At 63.7% G+C, this 25123-nt stretch carries 3 protein-coding genes and 1 pseudogene; all 4 read right to left on the bottom strand.

Annotation, left to right across the window (positions count from 1 at the left end; translation table 11 throughout):
• Positions 1 to 6: 6 nt before the first annotated feature.
• Positions 7 to 4782, bottom strand: a pseudogene (locus BUA36_RS31680) (amino acid adenylation domain-containing protein); the annotation flags it as partial.
• Positions 4779 to 7394 carry a condensation domain-containing protein gene (locus BUA36_RS05250; RefSeq protein WP_072781996.1) on the bottom strand — a complete coding sequence of 872 codons (2616 nt, stop codon included), beginning with the start codon at positions 7392 to 7394 and terminating at the stop codon, positions 4779 to 4781. The pseudogene BUA36_RS31680 and the gene BUA36_RS05250, both read right to left, overlap by 4 nt.
• Complete coding sequence (locus tag BUA36_RS05255; protein ID WP_072781998.1) at positions 7391 to 23395, bottom strand: non-ribosomal peptide synthetase; 16005 nt, start codon at positions 23393 to 23395, stop codon at positions 7391 to 7393. Before BUA36_RS05255 ends, BUA36_RS05250 begins: the two co-directional genes overlap by 4 nt.
• A 64-nt stretch (positions 23396 to 23459) precedes the next feature.
• A complete protein-coding gene (locus tag BUA36_RS05260; protein WP_084560000.1) occupies positions 23460 to 24833 on the bottom strand; it encodes an MFS transporter in 1374 nt (457 codons plus the stop codon).
• Between the last annotated feature and the right edge of the window lie 290 nt (positions 24834 to 25123).

Consider the following 25123-nt stretch of genomic DNA (forward strand, 5'->3'; position numbering starts at 1 on the left):
TTCCGCAGGGCTCAGCAGATCGATCTGATCGACCAGTTGGGCATCATCCGTGACCATCTGGCGCAACATCGCATGCAGATAGGTCCATTGGCGCTGGATGGTGGCTTCGTCGAACAAGGCCGTGGCGTAATTGAGCTGGCCGCCGATGCGGTCATCGATTTCACGCAGCTCCAGCGACAGGTCGAACTGCGCGAATTCCGGTGCGCCGCCGACCGTCTCCGCCGTCAACCCCGGCAGTTCAAGCTGTACCTTGGGCGTGTTGTGCCAGGACAGCATGACCTGGAACACCGGATGATGGGACAGCGAACGCGGCGGGTTGAGTGCTTCCACCAGGCGCTCGAACGGCACATCCTGCAGGCTCTGCGCCTGTACCGCCATCTGTTTTGCCTGAACCAGCAGCGACTGCACGCTGGGGCGGCCCGAGAGGTCGATCTTGAGCGCCTGCGTATTGATAAAGAAGCCGATCAGCGGCTCGACTTCGACCCGGCTGCGGCCGGCGTGCGAGCTGCCGATCACGACCTGCTCCTGTCCGCTCAGGCGGCTCAACACCGCCGCCCAGGCCGCCACGAGCGTCATGTACATGGTCGTACCGTGGCGCTGGCTCAGCGCTTTCAGGCCCTGGGTCAGTTCAGCGTCGAGGTTGATTTCGACATTGGCGCCGCGATAATCCTGCATCGGCGGACGTGGCCTGTCGGTCGGCAGGCTCAATAGCGCTGGCGCGCCCTGCAACTGCTGCACCCATTGCTGCAACTGCTGTTGCAGCAGCGGTCCTTGCAGCCACTGGCGTTGCCAGACACCGTAATCGGCGTACTGGATCGGCAACGGTGGCATCGGATCCGGCTGTCCATTGCGCAGCGCCTGGTACAGGGTGGAAAATTCCTGTGCCAGCACCCCGGCCGACCAGCCATCGGAAATGATGTGGTGGGTAGTAACCAGCAACACGTGGTCATCATCCCCCAATCGCAGCAGACGGCCACGGATCAGCGGGCCAAGCGCCAGGTCGAAGGACTGGCTGGCTTCCTCCTTGCTGATACGGTCCAGTTCCAGCGCGCTGGCGCCGTCGAGATCCTGATGCGTCAGCGCAAAGCCGCGCGGTTCATCGATGACCTGCCGCACCTGGCCGCCGATGCCGACAAAGCGCGTGCGCAGCACCTCATGCCGCGCGACGATACGGTCCAGCGCGCCCTGCAGCGCCGCCTTGTCGAGCGTGCCACGCAAGCGCACCGCATCCGGGACGTGGTAGGCCTTGCTGGCGCGTGCATCGACGCGCGAGATAAACCACAGCCGTTGCTGCGCCAGCGACAGCGGCAGCGGCGCCGAGCGGTCTGCCCTGGCGATCGTGCTCAGCGTATCCTGGCCCGCTTCGGCCACATCCAGTGCCAGATCCGCCAGCCGTGGATGCGTGAACAGCACCGACAACGGCAGTTCGATACCCAGGCATTCGCGCAAGCGCGATACCAGGCGCACGGCCAGCAGCGAGTGGCCGCCCAGTTCAAAGAAATTGTCGTGCCGGCCCACTTGCTCAATACCCAGCAGTTCCGACCAGATCTGCGCCAGCGTGGTCTCGATATCGCCGATGGTCGCCTCGTAGGCGCGCTGGACGAAGGCATAGCCATCCGGTACCGGCAAGGCTTTGCGGTCCAGCTTGCCGTTTGGCGTCAGCGGCCAGGCGTCCAGTGTGACAAACGCGGACGGCAGCATGTATTCGGGCAGCTTGTCGGCCAGTGCAGCGCGCAACTGCGCCGGCTCTGGCGTGGCTTCCCCGGCAAGCAGGTAAGCCACCAGACGTTTGTCGCCAGGCTGGTCTTCGCGCGCCACGACCACCGCCTCGCGCACGCCGTCCAGTCGCGCCAGCTGCGTTTCAATCTCGCCCAGCTCGATGCGGAAGCCGCGTATCTTGACCTGGAAGTCGTTGCGGCCCAGGTAGTCGATCACGCCGTCCGCGCGCCAGCGGCCCAGATCGCCGCTTTTGTACATGCGCTCGCCATCCACGAAAGGATCGGCCAGGAAGCGTTCCTCGCTCAGGTCCGGTCGTCCCAGATAGGCACGGGCAACCTGCACACCCGCGATATAGATTTCACCTGTCACGCCCAGCGGTACCGGCTCCCGGTTGGCATCGAGCAGGTAGAGACGGCTGTTGGCGATCGGCGCACCAATCGGTGGCAGGTCTTCCCAGCTTTCGGACGGCCCGGTCAGTACATGCGCAGCCACCACATGGCTTTCGGTCGGGCCATAGTGATTGTGCAAGCGTGCCTGTGGACACTGGGCGAACAGGCGCCGGATGGCCGGCGTGATGCGCAATTGTTCGCCCGCCGTAATCAGGTCTTGCAGGGCTGGCAAGGGCTGATCCTGCTGCGACCAAAGTTCGCTCAGGCTGTTCAGCGCGATATATGGCAGGTACAAACGCTGTAAATCCTGTGCACGCATCCAATCGGCCAGGGCCGGCAGATCCAGGCGCAGCGATTCGCTGAGCATCACCAGCGTGCCGCCGCTGCACAGGGTCGAGAAGATTTCCTGGAAGGCGACGTCGAAGCCCAGGGCTGCAAACTGCAATGTCCGCGCTGGCAGCGGCAGATCATCACGCTGCCAGCGCAGCAGATTGACCAGGGCGCGGTGTGGCATGCAAACGCCTTTCGGCAGCCCGGTCGAGCCCGAGGTGTACAGCACATACGCCAGATTTGCCGGGCTGAGCCCGCCGGCCGGCAGATCGTCGGCCGGATGCTGGCGCCAGGGCGCGTCGCCATCGGTGACCACCAGATGTGCCTGGCCGGCGAAACGGTCGCGCAAATGCTGCTGGGTCAGCAGCGCCGCTGGTGCGCTGTCGTGCAGCATGTGGGCCAGGCGCTCATCGGGCAGCACCGGATCGAGCGGGACGTAGGCGCCGCCCGCCTTCAACGTGGCGACAATGGCAACGATCAGGTCGATGCCGCGCTCAAAGCACAGCGCCACGCGGTCGTCCGGCTGCACGCCCAGTTCGCGCAGATAGTGCGCGAGCTGGTTGGCGCGGGCGTTGAGCTCCGCGTAAGCAAGCTGCTGTCCCTCGAATTCCAGCGCCACGGCCTCCGGCGTCCGTGCAGCCTGCTGTTCAAACAGCGCATGCACGGTCGCTTCGGGACCGTCCTCACGGCGCGTGGCGTTAAGGCGGTACAGCACCTGTTCGCGTTCAGCGCGCGACAGCGCGGGAATCGCCTGCATCGGCGTGTCGGCTGCGCTTTCCAGTGCCGCCACCAGACCTTCCAGCACCTGCAGCACAAAGCCGCCTATACGTTCGGCGGAGAGTGAATGGACGATTTCAGTCGTGACGCGGAACCCCTCGCCCAGGTCATCGACATGCAGCACGAACGGATAATTGGTCTGGTCGCGGCTTTCGATATGGAGTATGCCGTCGATCACTTCGCCTTCGCTGGCCTGCACCGGGCGACTATAACGGTAGTTCAACAAGGCGGAAAACAGCGGGGCGCTGCCGGTCATGGCGCTGCAACGCTGCGCCAGCGTCAGCGGCGCCTGTTCGTGATGCAGCAATTCGACCAGTAACTGGCTGGTTTCGCGAACACTGTGGAGCGCACTGTGCACGCCCAGCTTCACCCGCAGCGGCAGCGTGTTGATGAACATGCCCATGGCGCGATCAGCTCCCGCCCCGCCCTGCATGCGGCCAAACAGAACCGTGCCAAACACCACATCGTCGCGCCCCGTGCAAGCGCCCAGCACTTGCGCCCAGGCCAGATGGAACACGCTGGCTGGGCTGACGCCGTGCGCCGTTGCCACGCGCCGTAGACGATCCGCCAGCGCAGTGTCCAGCACGTGACGGGACTGTACCGTGTTTGCGCCGTTGCCCTGGATATTCAGCAGATCGAATGGCGCGGTGCTGCTGTCAACATCGCCAAGCATGCGGCGGAAGAAATTCTCGTGTTCGGTTTTATTGTTGCCCAGCCTAGCCTGCGCAACGAAATTGCGGAACGGCACGGGTTCCGCCAGCTCCGCTTCGCGCTCCTGCATGAACATCACCACCTCGTGCACCAGCAGCTCCAGGCTGATGTGATCCATGACCAGGTGGTGGTACAGCAGTTGCAGCAGCCAGCGTTGTCCATCCTGGTCAAACGCAGCAAAGCCCTGGATCAACGGCGCGCGGCGCACATCCATGCGGAAATGGCGGGGATCGACGTGGGCCTGCAATTGTGCCTGCACGTCGCCACCGTCGAACGACAGCTTCTGCACCTCAAGCTGGGCCTGGCGCAGCACTACTTGGACCGGATCTTCCAGCCCGTCCCAGTGCATGGCAGTACGCAGCACGTCGTGGCGGGCGATCACCTGGTTGACGGCGCGCAGGAAACGGTCCAGCAGCTCCTGGTGATCAAAACTCATCAACAGTCGGTTGAGGTAGGCATCGCCCTCCTGCTGCAACAGGTGATGGAACAAAATGCCTTCCTGCAGCGGCGCCAGCGGATAGATGTCCTGGACATTGGCCACGCCGCCAGGTGTCGCCTGGACGATGCGGTCGATTTGCGTCTGCGTCAGACGAACCAGCGGCAGCATGTCAGGGGTGATCTTCGATTGCACAGCAACGGCGGGCGCTTGCTGCGTGCCGGCCGGGCGCGCTTCGGCCCAGGCCAGCAGTTCGCGCTTGTGCAGTTTCAGCGACGCGATCACATTTGGCGTCATGAAGCCACGCGCCGCCTTGATGACCAATTCACCTTGCTCCACCCTTACTTCCACCTGGTTTTCACCAAACAGCTCGATCAGGCCCTGTGCATTCATGGCGCTGTTTTCTACTTCCATGTTCATAGTCGGAACTCCTCGGTTTCTTCGTTTTCTGGGATAGCGGATGCCGCGAACGCCACTGGAATAGCGTTGCGCGGCACGTCAATGGCATGCGAACCGGATGTTGGCGATAGCTGGATGGCGGCTGCCATGGCCGCCAGGCCGGGATGGGCAAACAGCGCGCGGATGTCGAGCGACCAGCCGCGTTGGCGTAACTGCTCCAGCAAACGGATCGCCAGCAGGGAGTGACCGCCGAGCTCGAAGAAGTGGTCGCGGCGGCTGATACGCTCGATGCCGAGCAGTTCGCTCCAGATCTGCGCCAATGCCTGTTCGACCTCACCGGCCGGCGCCTCATATGCGAGACGGATGAAGGCGCCGCCGTCGGGGGCTGGCAAGGCTTTGCGGTCCAGCTTGCCGTTCGGGCTGAGCGGCAGCGCGGCCAGCTGCACATAGGCGGCCGGGATCATGTAGTCCGGCAGATGCTTGCCCAGTTCGGCACGCAGGACTGCTGCATCAGTGACACCGTCCTGCACCACATAGGCGATCAGGCCGGCGCCGTCGGCACGGGCAATCACGACCGCTTCGCGCACGCCGGGCTGGCGCACCAGTTGCGCCTCGATTTCGCCCAGCTCGATGCGGAAACCGCGCAGTTTGACCTGGAAATCATTCCGGCCCAGGTAGTCGACCGCGCCGTCAGCGCGCCAGCGGCCAAGGTCTCCCGTGCGGTACATGCGCCCGCCAGCGACAAAGGGATCGGCCAGGAAGCGTTCTTGCGTCAGCTGAGGCCGGTTCAGGTAGCCACGCGCTACCTGCACGCCGCCGATGTAGACCTCGCCCGCCACACCGACCGGCACCGGACAAAAAAAGAGCTGGTTGGCTTGTGCATTCAATGCGGCATAACTGAGCTGATGCTGCTCGAAGCGCACGGCAATGGCGTCCGGCGTGCGGGCGACCTGCTGTTCGACCAGCTCATGCAGCAGCGCCGCCGGATAATCGGTGGCCGTCTCATTGAAGCCGTACAGTACTTGCTGGCGTTCTGCCGCTGGCAGCGCCTGGAGCTGCGTCAATGGCTGCTGCGGATTGCGCTCCAGCGCATCGACCAGTCCCTCCAGCGATTGCAGCATGAACGCGGCCACACGCTGTGCCGGCACACTGTCATGAATTTCCACGCTCAGCGTAAAACTCTCGCCCAAATCATCAACATGCAGCACAAACGGGTAGTTGGTGCGGTCATGACCACCCAGATGTTCAATCCCTTCGAGGATGACGCCGCCGCCCTCTTCTTCATGGCTGTAACGGTAGTTCAGCAGGCTGGTGAACAAAGGAGTGTTGGCTGGCAGCGCGCTGCAGCGCTGAGCCAGAGGCAGTGGTGCATGTTCATGCCGCAGCAGTTCGATCAGCGCGCCGTGGGTGCGCTTGAGACCCTGCTCGACCTGATCTGTGTCCAGCCGCACGCGCAATGGCAGCGTGTTGAGGAACATGCCAATCGCCCGCGCGATGGAAGCGCCACCAAGCATGCGGCCAAACAGTACGGTGCCAAACACGACGTCCTCGCGGCCCGTACACAGCGACAGCACCTTGGCCCAGGCCAGATGGAACAGGCTGGCCGCGCTGACACCGCGTATCTTCACCTGCGCGCGCAGCCGTGCTGCCAGTGCAGGCGTCAGCTGTGCCGTAGCCTTGCCGATGCGCGCCTCGGTCCCCTGCACGTCCAGCACGCCGAACGGTGCGGTGGGTTCGTCCACGTCGCCCAGCATGCGGCGGAAGTATTCTTCATGCCGGGTCAGGTCCATGCCCTGCCGCGCCTGGGCGACGAAACGGCGGAACGGCACCGGCGCAGGCAAGGCCGCCGGCCGGCCCTCGAGCATCAGGACGATTTCTTCGATCAACAGCGCCGAAGCGGTGTGATCGAGTATCAAATGATGGTGCAGCAGCTGCAACAGCCAGGTCTGGGTGGACGTATCGGCTATTGCATACGCCGCCAGCATCGGCGCCCGCCGGACATCCAGCCGCAGGTGCCGGGGATCGGCGTACGCCTGCAACTGGCTCAATACGTCGCCGGCGTGGGGATCGGCCGCCAGCATCTGCACCTCAACATGCGCCTGCCGCCACACCACCTGCACCGGGTCGGTCAACCCTTCCCAATGCACGGCGGTACGCAGAATGTCGTGGCGCGCGATGACCTGGTTCAGCGCGGCCACAAAACCGTCCAGCCGCGCGCGGCTGTCGAAGCGCAGCAAGGTGGGGATCACATACATATCGCCTTCTGCCTGCACGCGGTGGTGGAACAGAATGCCTTCCTGTAGCGGCGCCAGTGGGTAGATGTCCTGGATGTTGGCCGCGCCGCCCGGTGTGGCGCGCACCAGCTGGTCGATCTGCGCCGGTTCCAGCGTGACCAATGGCAGCATGTCCGGCGTAATCGTCTGTGTTCCTTCCGGAATCACGTAGTGCATGGGATCGGCGCTGGCGCGCTGTTTCAGCAGCTCGATCAGATTGTGTTTGTGTGAACGTAGCGATGCCATCAGTTCGTTATCCGCCAGCTTGCGCTGGTCGCCCACCACCGATAGCTTGTCCCCGTTCAGACGCAGCGAGATGCCAACCGCGTCCAGCTTGTCCAGCAGTTCTATTGCACTCACAGTTCGACCTCCTCAAGTTGAATAGTTGAGCTAGCCAAATGCGCCAGACTCGGTGCGTTGAAGATCATCTGCACATCGGCCTGGAGCTGCTTTTCGCTCATCTCGTAGATCAGCTGGATGGCCAGTGCCGAATGCCCTCCCAGTTCGAAGAAGTTGTCGTGCCGCCCCACGCGCTCGGCGCCCAGCAGACCGGCCCAGATGGCGGCCAGCTTCTGTTCCACCTCGCCGATGGGCGCCTCGTAGCTGCGCTGCACCAGGCCCTGTCCCTCAGGCGCGGGCAAGGCTTTGCGGTCCAGCTTGCCGTTGAGCGTGAGCGGCAACGCCGGCAATGCCACGTACGACGCGGGCAGCATGTAGTCGGGCAGTTGGGTGCTCAGGTCATTGCGCAGGCTGGCCGGATCTGGCGCCGGTGCGTCCGCTTCCGGGACGATGTAAGCCACCAGGCGCTGGTCGCCCGGACTGTCTTCACGCGCGATCACGACCGCTTGCCGGACGCCGCTCAGCCGTGCCAGACGCGCTTCGATCTCGCCCAGTTCGATACGGAAGCCGCGGATCTTGACCTGGAAGTCGTTACGGCCCAGGTATTCGATGGTGCCGTCAGCCCGCCAGCGGCCCAGGTCACCGGTCTTGTACATGCGGCCCTCGCTGTCAGAAGAGAACGGATCGCGGACGAAGCGTTCGGCCGTCAGTTCCGGCCGGTGCAGATAGCCACGTGCGACGCCAGCCCCGCCGATGTAGATTTCACCGGGGGCGCCCAGCGGCACGGGCTGGTGCTGCGCATCCAGCAGGTAAATCCTGGCGTTCGGCATGACGCTGCCCACGTGCGGCGCCTCGCCGGTGATCGGGCCGCAGGCAGCGTCCACGCTGCACTCGGTGGGACCGTACATATTGAAGAACGCAACGCCCGGGAATGCCGCCAGCGTACGCCAGGTTGCCGCGTCGATAGCCTCGCCACCCAGCAGCAGCTTGCGCAGCGACGGCACGCGCTGCTGGCCCAATCCGGCCCCTTGCATCATGCGCAAATGGGATGGCGTACACTCCATGGCCTCGATGCCATGCTGTTCCAGGTAGCCGAGCAAGGCATTGGCGTCGAGCCGCGTCTCTTCCGGCAACAGGAACACGCTGCGGCCCATGGCCAGCTGGCCCCAGGCTTTCACCGCCATATCGAAACCAAATGACGAATTCCAGGCGATGCGGCGGCAATCCGGCGCCGTCCCGTGGATGCGCTCTTCAAGGCCGCGCAGGAAGGTCAGCACATTGCGATGCTCCACCATGACGCCCTTCGGCGTGCCCGTCGAGCCGGAGGTGTAGATCACATAGGCCAGGTGCGCGGCGTTGAGCTGCACCTCCGAAGCCAGCGGATTGCTGACTGGCGCTGCCGCCCATGGCGCCGCTTCCCACGCCGTGGCATCCACCGCGATGACTGGGCAGGGTGGCGGCTGGTTCAGGCGGCCGCGCAGTTTTACCTGGGTCAGCACCACCGCTGGCGCGCTGTCCTCCAGCATATGCGCGATGCGTTCGTCGGGATGGACCGGGTCCAGCGGCACGTAGGCCGCACCCGCCTTGAGCGTCGCCAGCAGGCTGACCACCATGTCGATGCTGCGTTCAAGGTATAAGGCCACCCGGTCATCCGGCCGTACGCCGAGGGTGCGCAGATGGTGCGCCAGCTGATTCGCGCGCTGATTGAGGGCGCCGTAGCTCAGTTGCTGCCCTTCGTAGAACACCGCCAGCGTGTCCGGTTGTGCGGCGGCCTGTTCTTCAAACAAGGCATGAATCAAGGTTTTGGTCGGATAACCGCGCTGCGTGGCATTGAAGCCTTGCAGCAGCAGTTCGCGCTCCTCCTCGCCCAGCAGCGGGATCTGATCGATACGCTGGCTGTCATCGGCCACCATGGCGCTGAGCATGGTCTGCAGGTAGTCCCAATGACGCTGTATCGTGCCGTGTTCGAACAGCGCGGTAGCGTAATTGAGCTGGCCGACAATGCTGTCACCCGCATCTTCCAGGTCCAGCGACAGGTCGAACTGCGCGCTGCCGGCGCTATTGCCAACGCTTTCCAGCGTGAGTCCGTCCAGATCGACGCGCACTTCGGGCGTGTTTTGCCAGGCCAGCCGAACCTGGTAGACCGGGTTGTAGGCCATGGAGCGGGTTGGATTGAGCGCCTCCACCACTTGTTCGAATGGCACATCGCGATGGTTTTGCGCCTGCAAGGCCAGCTGCCGGGACTGTGCCAACAGTTCGCTCACGCTCAGCGGCCCCTCCAGATCGAAGCGGATTGCCTGTGCATTGACGAAAAAGCCGATCAGCGGCTCCAGCTCGGCCCGGTTACGCCCTGCTTCCGAACTGCCAATCACTATCTGCGACTGTCCGCTGAGCTTCGCCAGCACGGCGGCCCAGGCGGCCAGCACCGTCATGTACAAGGTGGCGCCGTGGCGTTGGCTCAGCGCGCGCAGTTTGCGGCTGAGTTCCTTGTCCAGCGCGACCTGCAAGGTGGCGCCGCGATAATCCTGCGTTGCCGGACGCGGATGGTCGGTTGGCAAGCTGATGAGTTCCGGAATATCCTGCAGCTGCTGCACCCAGTATTGCAATTGCTGGCGCAGCACCGGCCCTTGCAGCCATTCGCGCTGCCATGCGGCATAGTCGGCATACTGGATCGCCAGCGGCGCCAAGGGCACTGGCTGGCCAGTGTGGAATGCGCGGTACAGGGACGAGAACTCGCTCGCCAGCACACTCAACGACCAGCCGTCCGAGATGATGTGGTGCATCGTCACCAGCAGCAGGTGGTCATCATCGGCCAGGCGCAGCAGGTGGGCGCGGATCAGCGGCCCCTGGCTCAGGTCGAACGGTGCGACCGCCTCCTGCTGGCAGATGGCTTGCAGTTCGTCCTCGCCGATGCCGGCTACGTCGCTGTATTGAAGTGCAAGGTCCTGGAACGTGCCGATCACCTGGCCCGGCTGGCCGCCCGTGACGACAAAACGGGTACGCAGGACTTCGTGGCGCTCCACGATGCCGGACACGGCGGCATGCAGCGCCGCCCTGTCCAGCGCACCGCGCAGACGCAATGCGCCTGGAATGTGGTAGGCCGCGTGGGCTTGCGCATCGATCTGGGTGACGTACCACAGCCGCTGCTGCGAATATGACAAGGGCAACGGTGCGCCACGGTCTGCCGGCACGATGTCACTCAATGTATTCTGGCCAGCGACCGCTACCTGGGTCGCCAGTTCCGCCAGCTGCGGATGGGCAAACAGCGCGGCCAGCGGCAATTCGATATCGAGCTGCTGGCGCAACTTTGAAATCAGCCGCACTGCCAGCAGCGAATGGCCGCCCAGCTCGAAGAAGTTGTCCTGGCGTCCCACTTGCTCGATCCCCAGCAGTTCCGACCAGATCCGCGCCAGCACCTGCTCGATTTCGCCTTGTGGCGCTGCATACGTGTGCTGGATGTAGGCGTCGCTTTCCGGCGCCGGCAGTGCTTTGCGGTCCAGCTTGCCGTTTGGCGTCAGCGGCAGCGCCGCCAGCGGTACATAGGCCAGCGGCACCATGTATTCCGGCAGGCGCTCGGCCAGTTGCGTGCGCAGCTGTACCGGATCGGGACGTGGCGCATCAGGGGTGGCCACCACATAGGCCACCAGGCGCTTGTCGCCGGGCCGGTCTTCGCGCGCGATCACCACGGCCTCATGCACGCCGTCCAGGCGCGCCAGCTGGGTTTCGATCTCGCCAAGCTCGACGCGGAAACCGCGCAGCTTGACCTGGAAGTCGTTGCGGCCCAGGAACTCCAGCGTGCCATCCGCGCGCCAGCGGCCCAGGTCGCCGGTCTTGTACATGCGGCTGTGTGCCACAAACGGATCGGCCAGGAAGCGCTCTTCGGTCAGCTCGGGCCGGTTCAGATAACCACGCGCCACCTGCACCCCACCGATGTACAGCTCGCCAGCCACGCCCAGCGGCACTGGCTGGCGGTACGCATCCAGCACATAGACACGGCTATTGGTAACGGGCCGGCCGATATTGCCGGGCTGATATTGTGGTGCGCAACGGGCGACCGTGACGTTGATCGTGGTTTCGGTCGCGCCATAGGCGTTGCTCAAGGCAGGACGATGGCCGGGGCGCTGCCACCAGGCGTCAAACGCCGCAGTGCTGGCGCCATCGCCGCCAATCACGATGTGACGCAGGTGGGAGGGAATGGCGACTTCCGGCTCCAGCGCCAGCCGTTGCCAGAACAGCGGCGGCAGATTGGCGACGGTCAGCGCGTGCTCGGCGCACAGCTGGCACCAGCCTTGCGGGTCCGTCACCCAGGCGTCGGTGCGCAAGACCAGTGTCGAGCCATGCAGCAAGGCGCTGAAGATTTCCTCGACCGAGACGTCGAAGGTCAACGCGCAGAATTGCAATACCCGGTCTTCCGGCGTAAAGCCATACAGCTCATTCAGGACCGCCGCCTGATGCCACAGGTGGCGATGCTCGACCATCACGCCTTTGGGCTTGCCGGTCGAGCCCGAGGTGTAGATCACATAGGCCAGATGCGACGCATTGAGCTGGACATCGGCAGGCTCCGGATTACGGGCCGACAGCGTGGCCCAGGCGGCCTGTTCCTCCGCCTCGCTGTCGATCACGATGGCGCGGCAGCCGGGCGGGAGTGCCAGCCGGTGTTGCAGATGCGGCTGCGTCAGCACCACCGACGGTGCGCTGTCTTGCAGCATATACGCCAGCCGTTCTTCGGGATACACCGGATCCAGCGGCACATAGGCGCCGCCCGCTTTCAGCGTTGCCATCAGGGCGATCATCATGTCGATGCTGCGCTCCATGTACAGCGCGACGCGGTCGTCGGGACGCACACCCAGCGCGCGCAGATAGTGGGCCAGCTGGTTGGCCTGGGCGTTGAAGGCGCCATAGCTCAGCTGCTGCGTATCTTGCATCAGCGCCAGTACATCGGGCTGGGTGGCGGCCTGCTGCTCGAACAGCGTATGCACCAGCTGTGGTGCGCCGTGCGAACGCTGCGTCGCATTGAAGCCGTCCAGCACCAAGGCGCGCTCGGCATCGCCAGGCAGCGTGATCTGCTCGACGCTCTGGCGCTGGTCGGCGGCCATCGCCCGCAGCATTGCTTGCACGTAGCCCCAGTGGCGCTGGATGGTAGTTTCATCGAACAGCGCGGTAGCGTAGTTGAGCTGGCCGACGATGCGGTCACCCGCCTCTTCCAGGTCCAGCGACAGGTCGAAGGAGGCGCTGCCGGGCAAGCTATCCAGGCGTTCCACGGCCAGATCCGCCAGATCAAGCGCCACGTCCGGCGTGTTATGCCATGTCAGCATTAGCTGGAACACCGGGTGATGGGACATGGAGCGCGTCGGGTTCAGCGCTTCCACCACCTGCTCGAACGGCACTTCGTGCAGCTCTTGCGCGCGCAGCGCGGTCTGCCGGACCTGCGCCAGCAGCGCGGCCACGCTGGGGTCACCGTCCAGATCGATCTTGAGCGCTTGCGTGTTGACGAAGAAGCCAATCAGCGGCTCCAGCTCGATGCGGTTGCGTCCGGCATGCGAGGTACCGATCACGACTTCGCTCTGGCTGCTCAGGCGCGCTACCACGGCGGCCCAGGCGGCCAGCACGGTCATGTAGAGTGTCGTGTCATGCTGGTTGCAGAGGTCGCGCAGCGCCTTGCTCAGGCCGGCGTCCAGGCTGACTTCGATGCTGGCGCCGCGATAATCCTGCAGTTCTGGCCGAGGACGGTCGGTTGGCAGTGTCACCAGCGCGGGCGCCCAGCGTAGCGGTTCGACGCAGGCTTGCAGCTTGTCCTGGATCAGCAAGCCTTGCAGCCATTGCTGCTGCCATGCGGCGTAGTCCGCGTACTGGATCGCCAACGGTGGCAGCTGGTTTTCTTCGCCGAGTCGCAAGGCACGGTAGGCGGCGGAGAATTCACGCATCAGCACACTGAGCGACCAGCCGTCGGAGATGATGTGATGCATGGTCACCAGCAGCACATGGTCGTCATCGGCCAGGCGCAGCAGATGGCCTCGGATCAGCGGCCCTGCCGCCAGGTCGAACGGTGCTGCTGCCAGCGTGGCGCACAGCTGGTCCAGCGCCGGCAGCGTCGTATCGAGGTGCTCCAGCAGGAAAGGCTGAGCTGCATCGATCACCTGCCACGGTTGGCCATCGACCGTGACAAAGCGTGTACGCAGCGATTCATGGCGGCCGATCACGCTGTCGAGCGCGCTCTGCAACGCGGCCTGATCGAGCGGCCCGCGCAGGCGCAACGCGCCGGGAATGTGGTAGGCCGCACTGGCTTGCGCGTCCATACGGTCGATAAACCACAGGCGCCGCTGGGCGTAGGACAGCGGCAGCGGCGCGCTGCGGTCGACCGGCGTGATGGCAGCCAAGCTGCTGCGGTTGGCGAGCGCCACCTGCGCGGCCAACGCCGCCAGTTGCGGATGTGCAAACAGCGTTGCCAGCGGCAGCTCCACATTCAGCTGCTGCCGCACCTGGGAAACCAGGCGCACGGCCAGCAGGGAATGCCCGCCCAGCGCGAAGAAATTGTCTTCGCGGCCGACCTGTTCTACGCCCAGCAATGCGGACCAGATCCTTGCCAGCACCTGTTCATTCTCGCCCTGCGGTGCGACGTACGCGCGCTGGATATGGCCTGCGCCTTCCGGTGCCGGCAGCGCGTTGCGGTTCAGCTTGCCGTTTGGCGTCAGCGGCAGCGCGTCGAGCGGAATATAGATGAGCGGCACCATGTAGTCCGGCAGGCGTTCGGCCAGCTGCGCATGCAGCTGCGCCGGCGCCGGAGGCGGCGCATCGGGTACTGCCACCACATACGCCACCAGGCGGATATCACCTGGCCGATCTTCGCGCGCAATGACGGCGGCTTCGCGCACTCCCGGCAGCCGTGCCAGCTGGGTTTCGATTTCACCCAGCTCGATGCGATAGCCGCGCAGCTTGACCTGGAAGTCATTACGGCCGAGGAAGTCCATCGTGCCGTCCGCACGCCAGCGCCCAAGGTCGCCGGTTTTATACAGGCGTCCTTGACCGACAAACGGATCGGCCAGGAAGCGCTCCTCGGTCAACTCTGGCCGGTTCAGGTAGCCGCGCGCCACCTGCACGCCGCCGATATAGATCTCGCCGGCCACACCCAGCGGTACTGGCTGGCGGTGCGCATCCAGCAGATACAGCCGGCTGTTGGCGATCGGCGCGCCGATCGGCGGCAAATCGTCCCACGCATCGGGATCGCCTTCGAGTACATGCGCGCTGACCACGTGGGTTTCAGTCGGACCGTAGTGGTTGTGCAGACGCACCCCGGTGTGGCTGGCGCACATGCGCCGGATGGCCGGTGTGAGCCGCAATTGCTCGCCGGCGGTGATCACGTCCTGCAGCATCGGCAGCGGCGCCGCCCGCTGAGACCACAGTTCGCTGAGATGGTTCAGGGCGATATACGGCAGGAACATGCGCTCGATGGACTGTCCGCCCAGCCATTCAGCCAGCGCAGGCAGATCCTGCCGCAGGGCTTCACGCAGCAGCACCAGCGTGCCGCCACCGGACAGGGTCGAGAAAACTTCCTGGAACGCGACGTCGAAACCCAGTGCTGCGAACTGCAGCGTGCGCGCCGGTTCCGGCAGCTGTTCCTGTTGCCAGGCCAGCAGCTGGACCAGACCGCGGTGCGGCATCGCTACGCCTTTCGGCACGCCGGTGGAGCCGGATGTGTAGATCACATAAGCCAGGTTCTCGGATTCCAGGCCAATGCCATCCGCCGCCAGGTTGCTGACGTCGTTCGTGGACCACGGCTGCTGGTCCTCAAGCAGCAGCACCGCCGCTTGCGCGCTATCGAGACGCTTGAGCAGGGTTTGCTGGGTCAGCAATACCACCGGCTGGCTGTCGCGCAGCGTCAGCGCGAGGCGCTCGTCCGGGTAGCTTGGGTCAAGCGGCACGTAGGCGCCGCCGGCTTTCAACGTGGCGACCATGGCGATGACCATGGCCATGCTACGTTCTGCACAGATGGCGACGCGCGCATCCGGACCGACGCCGACACTGCGCAAATGGCGGGCCAGCTGGTTGGCTTGCTCATTCAACTGGCGATAGCTCAGCCATTTCCCATCAAGTTCCAGCGCTGTACGCTCTGGATGAAGTGCCGCCTGTTGTTCGAAAGCCTGGTGCACGAGGGCTGGAACGTGGTATCGGCGTTGCGTGTCATTGAAGCGATGCAGCACCAGGTCACGCTCGGCGTCCGGCAATGCTGCAATGGCGTGCATCGGCGTGTGCGGCGCCTGTTCCAGTGCTGTCGCCAACCCTTCCAGCACCCGCTGCATGAAGCCGATAATGCGCTGCGCCGATACGGAAACATGGATTTCGGCGGTCAAGGCAAAGCCCGCGCCCAGGTCGTCGACATACAGGCCGAACGGATAATTGGTGCGATCGCGCACGCCAAGGAAGCGCACGCCTTTCAGCACTTCAACCTCGTCCACTTCCGCCGTGTGGCTGTGACGATAGTTCAACAGCGCCGAGAACAGCGGCGTACTGGCCGGCAAGCCGCTGCAACGCTGGGCCAGCGCCAGTGCGGCATGCTCATGTTGCAGCAGTTCCGTCAACGCTGTTTGTACTTGCGACAGGCCGGTTTCGACATCGCTGTCACCAAGCGAAACGCGCAGCGGCAAGGTGTTGATGAACATGCCGACGGCACGGTCGGCTCCCTCCCCTCCCTGCATACGCCCGAACAGTACCGTGCCGAAAACGACGTCCGCGCTTCCCGTGCACTGCGCCAGCACTTGCGCCCACGCCAGATGGAACAGGCTGGCCGCGCTCATGCCGCGCCGGCTCGCCTGGCGGCGCAAGCGTGTCGCCAGCTCACTCGGCAACATGAGGCGCGCTTGTGCGACTTGCGAACCGTCGCCCTGCACATCCAGGATGCCAAACGGCGCGCAAGGTTCAGTGACGTCGCCAAGCATCTTGCGGAAGAATGCCTCGTGCTCAGCCTCGCTGGCGCCCAGCCGCGCCTGGGCCACGAAATTCCGGTATGGAACCGGTTCAGGCAGGCCGGACTCGCGTCCCTGCTGGATCAGGGCGATTTCCTGGGTAAGGACTTCCAGCGTCGTATGGTCCATGACCAGATGGTGATACAGCAGCTGCAGCAGCCAGCGCTGGCCTTGGGCGTCAACGGCGGCAAAGCCGTGCAGCATCGGCGCATGGTTGACGTCCAGTGTGAATCGGCGCGGATCGGCATGCTGTAGCAGTTGGGCTTCGACGTCGCCGTCAAATGCCAGCAGCTGAATATTGAATGGCGCTTCCCGCCACACCACCTGCACCGGTTCGGCCAAGCCTTGCCAGTGGACCGCAGTGCGCAGGATGTCGTGGCGTGCGATGACCGTATCCAGTGCGGCAACGAAAGCAGCGTATCTTTCCTGGCTATCAAAGCTCAGCAGGGTTGGCAGAACGTAGGCGTTGCCTTCGGTCTGTAGCAGATGGTGGAACAATATGCCCGTTTGCAGCGGCGCCAGCGGGTAGATGTCCTGGATGTTGGCGATGCCGCCTGGTGTCACCTCGACGATACTGGCAATCTGGGTTTCGTCGAGATCCACCAGCGGCAGCATGGCGGGCGTGATGGCCTTGGAATCTCGCTGGATGGCGTTGGGCGGCACCTCGACTGCGGGCTGCGCCAGCTGGTTGGCCGCCTGAATCGCCGCTGCCATGCCAGCCAGGCCAGGATGGGCAAACAGCGCGCGGATGTCGAGCGACCAGCCGTTTCGGCGCAGCTGTTCCAGCAGGCGGATTGCCAGCAGGGAGTGGCCGCCAAGTTCAAAGAATTGCTCGTGCCGGCTGATGCGCTCGATGCCGAGCAGTTCACTCCAGATCTGTGCCAATGCCTGTTCGACCTCACCGACCGGCGCTTCGTACGCCAGACGGGTGAAAGCGCCGTCATCCGGCGCCGGCAAGGCTTTGCGATCCAGCTTGCCGTTCGGGCTGAGCGGCAGCGCGTCCAGCTGCACATAGGCGGCCGGGATCATGTAGTCCGGCAGATGCCTGCCCAGTTCGGCGCGCAGGACTGCTGCATCGGTGGCGCCGTCCTGCACCACGTAGGCGACCAGCCCGGCGCCGTCGGCACGCGCGATCACGACCGCTTCGCGCACGCCGGGCTGGCGCACCAGTTGCGCCTCGATTTCGCCCAGTTCGATGCGGAAACCGCGCAGCTTGACCTGGAAATCATTCCGGCCCAGGTAGTCGACCGCGCCGTCAGCGCGCCAGCGGCCAAGGTCGCCGGTGCGGTACATGCGCCCGCCAGCGACAAAGGGATCGGCCAGGAAGCGTTCTTGGGTCAGCTGCGCGCGGTTCAGGTAGCCACGCGCTACCTGCACGCCGCCGATGTAGACCTCGCCCGCCACACCGACCGGCACCGGACGCTGATATTCGTCGAGGATATAGATATGGGTGTTGGCAATCGGGCGGCCAATCGGCACTGCCGTAGTTTCTTCGCCGGTGCATGCCCATGCCGTGACGTCCACGGCTGCCTCGGTCGGGCCGTACAGATTGTGCAGCTCGGCCTGCGGCAGCTGGCTGCGAACGCCGTGCACCAGTGCGGCCGGCAACGCTTCGCCGCTGCAGATCACACGCCGGATGCTGGTGCACTGTGCCACCACCTCTGGCTGGCTCAGGAATACTTGCAGCATCGATGGCACGAAGTGCAGCGTGGTGACGCCGGTTTCGCGGATTATGTCACCCAGGTAGGCCGGATCTTTATGGCCTTCTGGACGCGCCACCACCAGTTGTGCGCCACTCATGAGCGGCCAGAAGAACTCCCACACCGAGACATCGAAGCTGAAAGGCGTCTTTTGCAGCACCACATCCTGCGCGCCGAGCCCGTAAGTCTGCTGCATCCACTGCAAGCGGTTGACGATGCCGCGATGTTCATTCATCGCGCCTTTCGGCTGGCCGGTGGAGCCGGAGGTGTAGATAACGTAAGCCAGGTGCTGCGATTTCAGCTCCGCTTCAGTTGGCGCCAGGTTGGCGGCGTCATAGATGGCCAGCATCGCTGTGGTCGCGCTGGCATCGAGCGCGAGGTGGGCCTGGGCAGGATCTGGCAGGCGTGCGCTCAGGCTGGCCTGCGTCAGCACGACCACCGGCGCGCTGTCGGCCAGCATATGCGCCAGACGGTCATCCGGGTAAGCCGGATCCAGCGGTACATAGGCGCCGCCCGCTTTAACGACGGCCAGCAGCGCGATGACCATGGCGTCGCTACGCTCCAGCATCACGCCGACCAGACGGTCCGGTCCGACGCCAAGCTGGCGCAGGTGACGGGCCAACTGATTGGCTTGCGCATTCAACGCGGCATAACTGAGCTGATGCTGCTCGAAGCGCACGGCAATGGCGTCCGGCGTGCGGGCGACCTGCTGTTCGACCAGCTCGTGCAGCAGCGCTGCCGGATAATCGGTCGCCGTGTCGTTGAAGCCGTACAGCACTTCATGGCGTTCTGCCGCTGGTAGCGCTTCGAGTTGCGCCAATGGCTGCTGCGGATTGCGCTCCAGCGCATCGACCAGTCCCTCCAGCGATTGCAGCATAAATGTAGCGACACGCTGCGCCGATACGCTATCGTGGACCTGAACCGTCAGCCCAAAGTCCAGACCGAAATCATCGACATACAGACTAAACGGGTAATTCGTGCGGTCCCGGTCGCCGATGAACTCGATGCCATCCAGTAGTTCGGCGCCGCCGCCCTTGATCTGGCTATGGCGATAATTGAGCAGCGCCGAGAACGGCGGCGTGTTGGTCGGCAATGCGCTGCAACGCTGCGCCAAGGCCAGCGGCGCATGTTCGTGCCGCAGCAATGCCACCAGCGATGCATGCGTCTGCCGTAATCCCTGCTCCACCGTCTGCTCGCCTAAACGCACACGGACCGGCAACGTGTTGATAAACAGGCCCATCGCCTGGTCGGCGCCAGCGCCACCCTGCAGGCGGCCAAACAGCACCGTGCCGAATACCACATCATCGCGCCCCGTGCTCGCCGCCAGCACTTGCGCCAAAGCCAGGTGGAACACGCTTGCCGCGCTGACGCCACGTGCCTTGGCCAGGCGTCGCAGGCGCTGCGCCAGCGCGGATTCCAGCGCCAGCCTGACGTGCGCCAGATGCGATCCATCGCCCTGCACGTCGACCAGTCCGAACGGTGTCGTCGCCTCGTCCACATCGCCCAGCATCTGGCGGAAGAAGGCTTCATGCTCGCTGGTATTGATGCCCAGTCGGGCCTGGGCGACAAAATTGCGGAACGGTACAGGCGCGGGCAGTTCGGCTGCACGGTCTTGCAGCAGCAGGCCCACCTCGGCAATCGCCAGTTCCAGCGCCGTGTGATCCAGTCCAATGTGGTGGTACAGCAGTTGTAGCCACCAGCGCTGGCCGTCTGCATCAGGCGCCACAAAGCCACGCAGCATCGGGGCCTGGCGGACGTCGATGCGCGCGTGTCTCAGTGCGGTATGTGCCTGGAGCTGGGTTGCCGTATCGCCTTGTGCGCTATCGAACGCCAGGTTTTCGATGTGCAGATGCGCCTCGCGCCAGACGACCTGCACCGGCTCGTCCAGACCTTCCCAAAGAATCGCCGTGCGCAGGATGTCGTGACGGGCGATGACCTGGTCCAGCGCAGCAAGGAAGTAGTCGAGACGTTGCTTGCTATCGAAGCGCAGCAAGGTCGGCAGCACGTAAGTATCGCTGTCTGTCTGCAACAGGTGGTGGAACAGGATGCCTTCCTGGAGCGGCGCCAACGGATAAATGTCCTGGATGTTGGCGGCGCCGCCCGGCGTCGCCTGGACAATGCGGTCGATCTGGACGGCATCCAGCTGAATCAGTGGCAGCATGCCGGGCTGGATGGCCGTGCACTGCGATGGAATCGCATTGGCGGGCACGTCGACTTCGGCCAGCCCCAGTTGCTGGCCCTGACGGATGGCTTCTGCCAAGGCAGACAGCGCAGGCTGCGCAAACAGGGCGCGGATATCGATGAACCAGTCGCGCCGGCGCAATTGTTCGACCAGCCGGATGGCCAGCAGCGAGTGGCCGCCGAGCTCGAAGAAATCGTCCTGACGGCCAACCTGGCCGACGCCCAGCAGCTCCGACCAGATCTGGGCCAGCGTGGTTTCGACCTCGCCAATGGGCGCTTCGTACGCACGCTGGACGAAGGCATCGCCCGCCGGTGCCGGCAAGGCTTTGCGGTTTAGCTTGCCGTTGGGCGTCAGCGGCCAGGCGTCCAGTGTGACAAACGCGGACGGCAGCATATATTCGGGCAGCTTGTCGGCCAGTGCTGCGCGTAATTGCGCCGGATCGGGCGTCCGTTCCGTGGCAAGGAGGTAGGCCACCAGACGCTTGTCGCCGGGCTGGTCTTCGCGCGCCACCACAGCCGCTTCGCGCACACCGTCCAGGCGCGCCAGCTGCATTTCGATTTCGCCCAGCTCGATGCGGAAGCCGCGTATCTTGACCTGGAAGTCGTTGCGGCCCAGGTAGTCGATCGCGCCGTCCGCGCGCCAGCGGCCCAGGTCGCCGGTCTTGTACATGCGCTCGCCGTTGACGAAAGGATCGGCAAGAAAGCGTTCCTCGCTCAGGTCGGGTCGTCCCAGATAGGCGCGCGCCACCTGCACGCCCGCGATATAGATTTCGCCCGCCACGCCTACCGGTACCGGTTGATGCTTGTCGTCGAGCAGGTACAGGCGGCAATTGGCGATGGGCGTCCCGATTGGCGGCAGATTTTCCCAGCTGTCAGGGGCGCCAGTCAGCACGTGTGCTGTTACCACGTGGCTTTCAGTCGGACCGTAATGGTTGTGCAGGCGCGCCTGCGGGCACTGCGTAAACAGGCGACGGATCGCGGGGGTGATGCGCAACTGCTCGCCCGCCGTCATCAGGTCTTGCAAGGCGGGCAATGGCTGTTCTTGCTGCGACCAGAGCTCGCTCAGGCTGTTGAGGGCGATGTATGGCAGGTACAGGCGTTGCAGGTTTTGGCGTCCCAGCCAGTCGGCCAGTGCCGGCAGGTCCTGCCGCAGCGATTCGCCCAGCATCACCAGCGTGCCGCCGCTGCACAGGGTGGAGAAGATTTCCTGGAAGGCGACGTCGAAGCCGAGAGCTGCAAACTGCAGCGTGCGTGCTGGCAGCGGCAAATCGTCACGCTGCCAGCGTAGCAGGTTGACCAGCGCGCGGTGCGGCATGCAAACGCCTTTGGGCAGGCCGGTCGAGCCTGAGGTGTAGAGCACATACGCCAGATTCGACGGGCTGAGCGCATCGGCTGGCAGATCGTTGAGGGAATACTGGCGCCAAGGCGCATCGCCATCGGTGACGACCAGGTTGGTCTGGCTGGCGAAACGGTCATGCAGATGCTGCTGGGTCAGCAAAGCCGCCGGTGCACTGTCCTGCAGCATATGGGCCAGGCGTTCATCGGGCAGTACCGGGTCGAGCGGGACGTAGGCGCCGCCGGCTTTCAGCGTGGCGACAATCGCGACGATCAGGCCGATACCGCGCTCGAAGCACAAGGCCACGCGGTCATCGGGCTGCACGCCCAGTTCGCGCAGATAAAGCGCCAGCTGGTTGGCCTGGCGGTTGAGCTCAACGTAGCTGAGCCGCTGTCCCTCATATTCCAGCGCGACTGCGTCAGGCGTCTGGCTCACCTGCTGTTCGAATAGGGCGTGAACGGTTGTTTCGGCGCCGTAGTCGCGCTGTTTGTTGTTGAAGGCCTCAATGACCAGCTGGTGCTCGGCATCGTCCATCACAGGCAGTGCAAGCAAACTGGCTTCCGGCGCCGCGATTGCCGCCAGCGTCAATCGTTCGATGCGCGTGACGTGCTGACGGACTTCTTCCAGCGTCAGCAAGCCGGTGTCGAAATTGAATTCGATATGGACCGGCTTCTCCTGCTCGTAATCCCTGACGTAGATGCCGAGCGGCTGCCGCTCGTAGCCGTTATGCAGCGGGAAGGTTTTGGTCTGGATGTTCCCTTCAAACTGTAGGTCGCCCATAAAGCCCTCGACCGACAGCTGGATGTCGAACAGGCCACGGCGGTCACTGACGCCAGACAGCAGGTGGCGATGGATCTCGGTCAGCGGGAAGCGCTGGTGCCGATAGCAGCGTTTCAATTCAGCGGCAACATCCTGCAAAGTACGGGAGAACGGCTGCTCGCGGTCAACCAGCACGCCGACCGGAATCACCGACGAGAACATGCCAACCGTGCGTCGCTGCGCGGCGCCAGTGCGGTTGTGTACCGGCATGCCGATCACCACTTCCCCGCTGCGATTGAAGATGCGCGAAAAGTACGCCGCCAACACCGCCATCAGGAAATGCGTGCTGGAGCCGCCATGTTCGGCGGCGACTTCATTCAGGCGCGTGTAGGCCGGGCGCTCCAGCTGCCACACGACTTGTCCAAATGGATGGTCTGAGCGCCCTTTCCTGACGCCCGGCTCAAACAACGGCTCCGGCAGCTGGGCAAACCGCTCCAGCCAGAACTCGCGGTCTTTGACATAGCGGGGCGAAGTAAAGTAGTCGCCATCCCAGGTGACAAAGTCGCTGTAGGAAGGGACTGCCGCCTCCGGCGCCTGCTTGTGCAGCAGGCGGTTATAGGCTTCGACCAGCGCGCTGCCGAATAGGGAAATCGACATGCCATCCGATACCAGGTGGTGGAAGCAAACCAGCCACAGCGCACGGCCAGGGGCAATTTCCATCCAGTGCATGAACCACAGCCGCGAAGCGTACAGATCGAACGGCTTGCTGAATGCCTGTTTGATATGCGACCACGCGTGCGCCTCCGGATCTTCTTCATCACGGAAATCAAAGCGCTGCAGCGAAGGGCCGATACCGGCCGCGAAGCGCTGCTGGCAACCGTCTTCACCCGGTTCCAGCACGATGCGCAAGGCGTCGCTGGTCTGGACCACGTGCTCGATGGCTGCCTCGAAACAGTCGAAGTCCAGTGAACCATCTACCTGCACTACAATGCCGATGTTATAAGAAGGCAGGTCTGGCGCCAGGGACTGATCCAGCCAAACCGCGTGCTGGGGCGAACTGAGTGGGTAGAGAGCTTCGCTGTTCATAGACGTGAGACTTTCCTTGTTGGTGGTTCAATTAAGGACGATGCCGGACCGTCCGCAATCGCGGTCAATCGTCCGACCGCTCAGGTACCAGGCTTTCCAGCTGCCGCAACTTGGGACTGGCCAAAGCCACAACGCTCAACAAAAAGCCACAGGCGCCGGCGACAAAGAAAAGGAAGGCGATGCCGCGTCCCTTGCCGGTGCCGAACCAGCTGCCGACCGAATGGGTCCAGGCGCCGCCGGCGGCGAAGGCCGGCTCCAGCACCGCATCGACCAGATAACCGCCGATCAGCAGCACCAGGCTCATGACCAGCAGGTTGGACGCCGACAGCACTGCAAACACGCTGCCCTGCTGCGCCAGCGGCGCCTTGCGCATCCACAGCGCACCGGAACAGGCGACGGAGGCGCTGCCGCCAAACAGGCACGCAAACGCGGCCACACACCAGATCACAGGCGACGTGCTCAGTCCCGCCACCAGAATGGCAGCGGACTGGATTGCATCGCAGATCAGTACCCACAACATCAGATGGCGCTTGATGATCGAGGTGGCAGCCAGCAGCGAACCGGCGAGCGCGCCCACCACGCCGACTGACATGACCAGGCCCAGCACGTCGGTCGAGTGAGTTGACAGCACCAGCGGCGTGAGCATCACCGTGGCCAGCACCAGCAGGCACTGCACCAGCGCGCCATACAGCAGCAGGCTGCGCATCAGGGGGCTGTCCTTCAGATAGTCGATCGCGCCCTGAAAACTGGTTCTGGCGCTGACTAGGAATGAGTGCTGCGGATTCATGGACTGGCGGCCGCGTATGGCATTGCGTACCCTCGACAGCGCGCTGAACGCCAGCAGCGCACCACCCGTCAGCAGGCTGAGATGCACGCCCATCACGGCTTGCAGGCCCAGGTGCGCCATCAGAAAGCCCGACGCGTTGGGCGCCGCAACCTGTACCACAGCGCGCGAGACGCCACTCAGCCCGCTGACCTGGGTGAACCGGTCCTTGGGCACGAAGCTGCTGATTACCACGCGCACCGCAGAGCGCCGTAACGAGGCCACCGCAGCCGACAGCGCCGTATAGAGATACAGCACTTCAACGCCGATCTGGCCAACGGACAGCGCCAGCACGATGGCTGCGGTGCTGAAGATCGACACCAGATCGCAGCAGACCACGACCCATTGCCGGTTGTAGCGGTCCACGAACGCGCCCGCGAACGGCATGATCAGCATCGAGGACACGGCGGCGGCCAGCACCGATAGCGAATAGTCCTGCACCGAGCCGGTATGGGAATAGATCCACACGCCGATAGCAAAACTGATCAGGGTAGACCCCAGGTCAAACGCCGATTCGCTTAGCCACAACAGCAGGAACGTCAGCCGCACAGACGCCGGACGGTCTGGTCTGACGACAGGCTGAACACCAAACTGGTCTTCTATTGGTACTTGCATTGAATGCCTTTGCGGATAGCCAAAAGGATGCCGATATTCGTGCGGATAAAAAGTGACTTGTTTTAATCTTTATTATTGAAATCATGCAACGCTGACCACAATATTTTATTGTAAACCTTTTGAATATCGCAAGTTAATTATTAAAATTACATTTAGTAAATTAGAATTTCCAAATAACACGAAGTTGTATAGTCATGTTTATTCTCAGCGACATGAAAATACTACATAGAGATCCGCCAGAGCGGATTGTTATTAAATAGTTACCCAGGTTTTCATAGAGCAGAAGCTTG

Origin of the sequence: Duganella sacchari (assembly GCF_900143065.1) — a bacterium.
Taxonomy (GTDB): domain Bacteria; phylum Pseudomonadota; class Gammaproteobacteria; order Burkholderiales; family Burkholderiaceae_D; genus Rugamonas; species Rugamonas sacchari.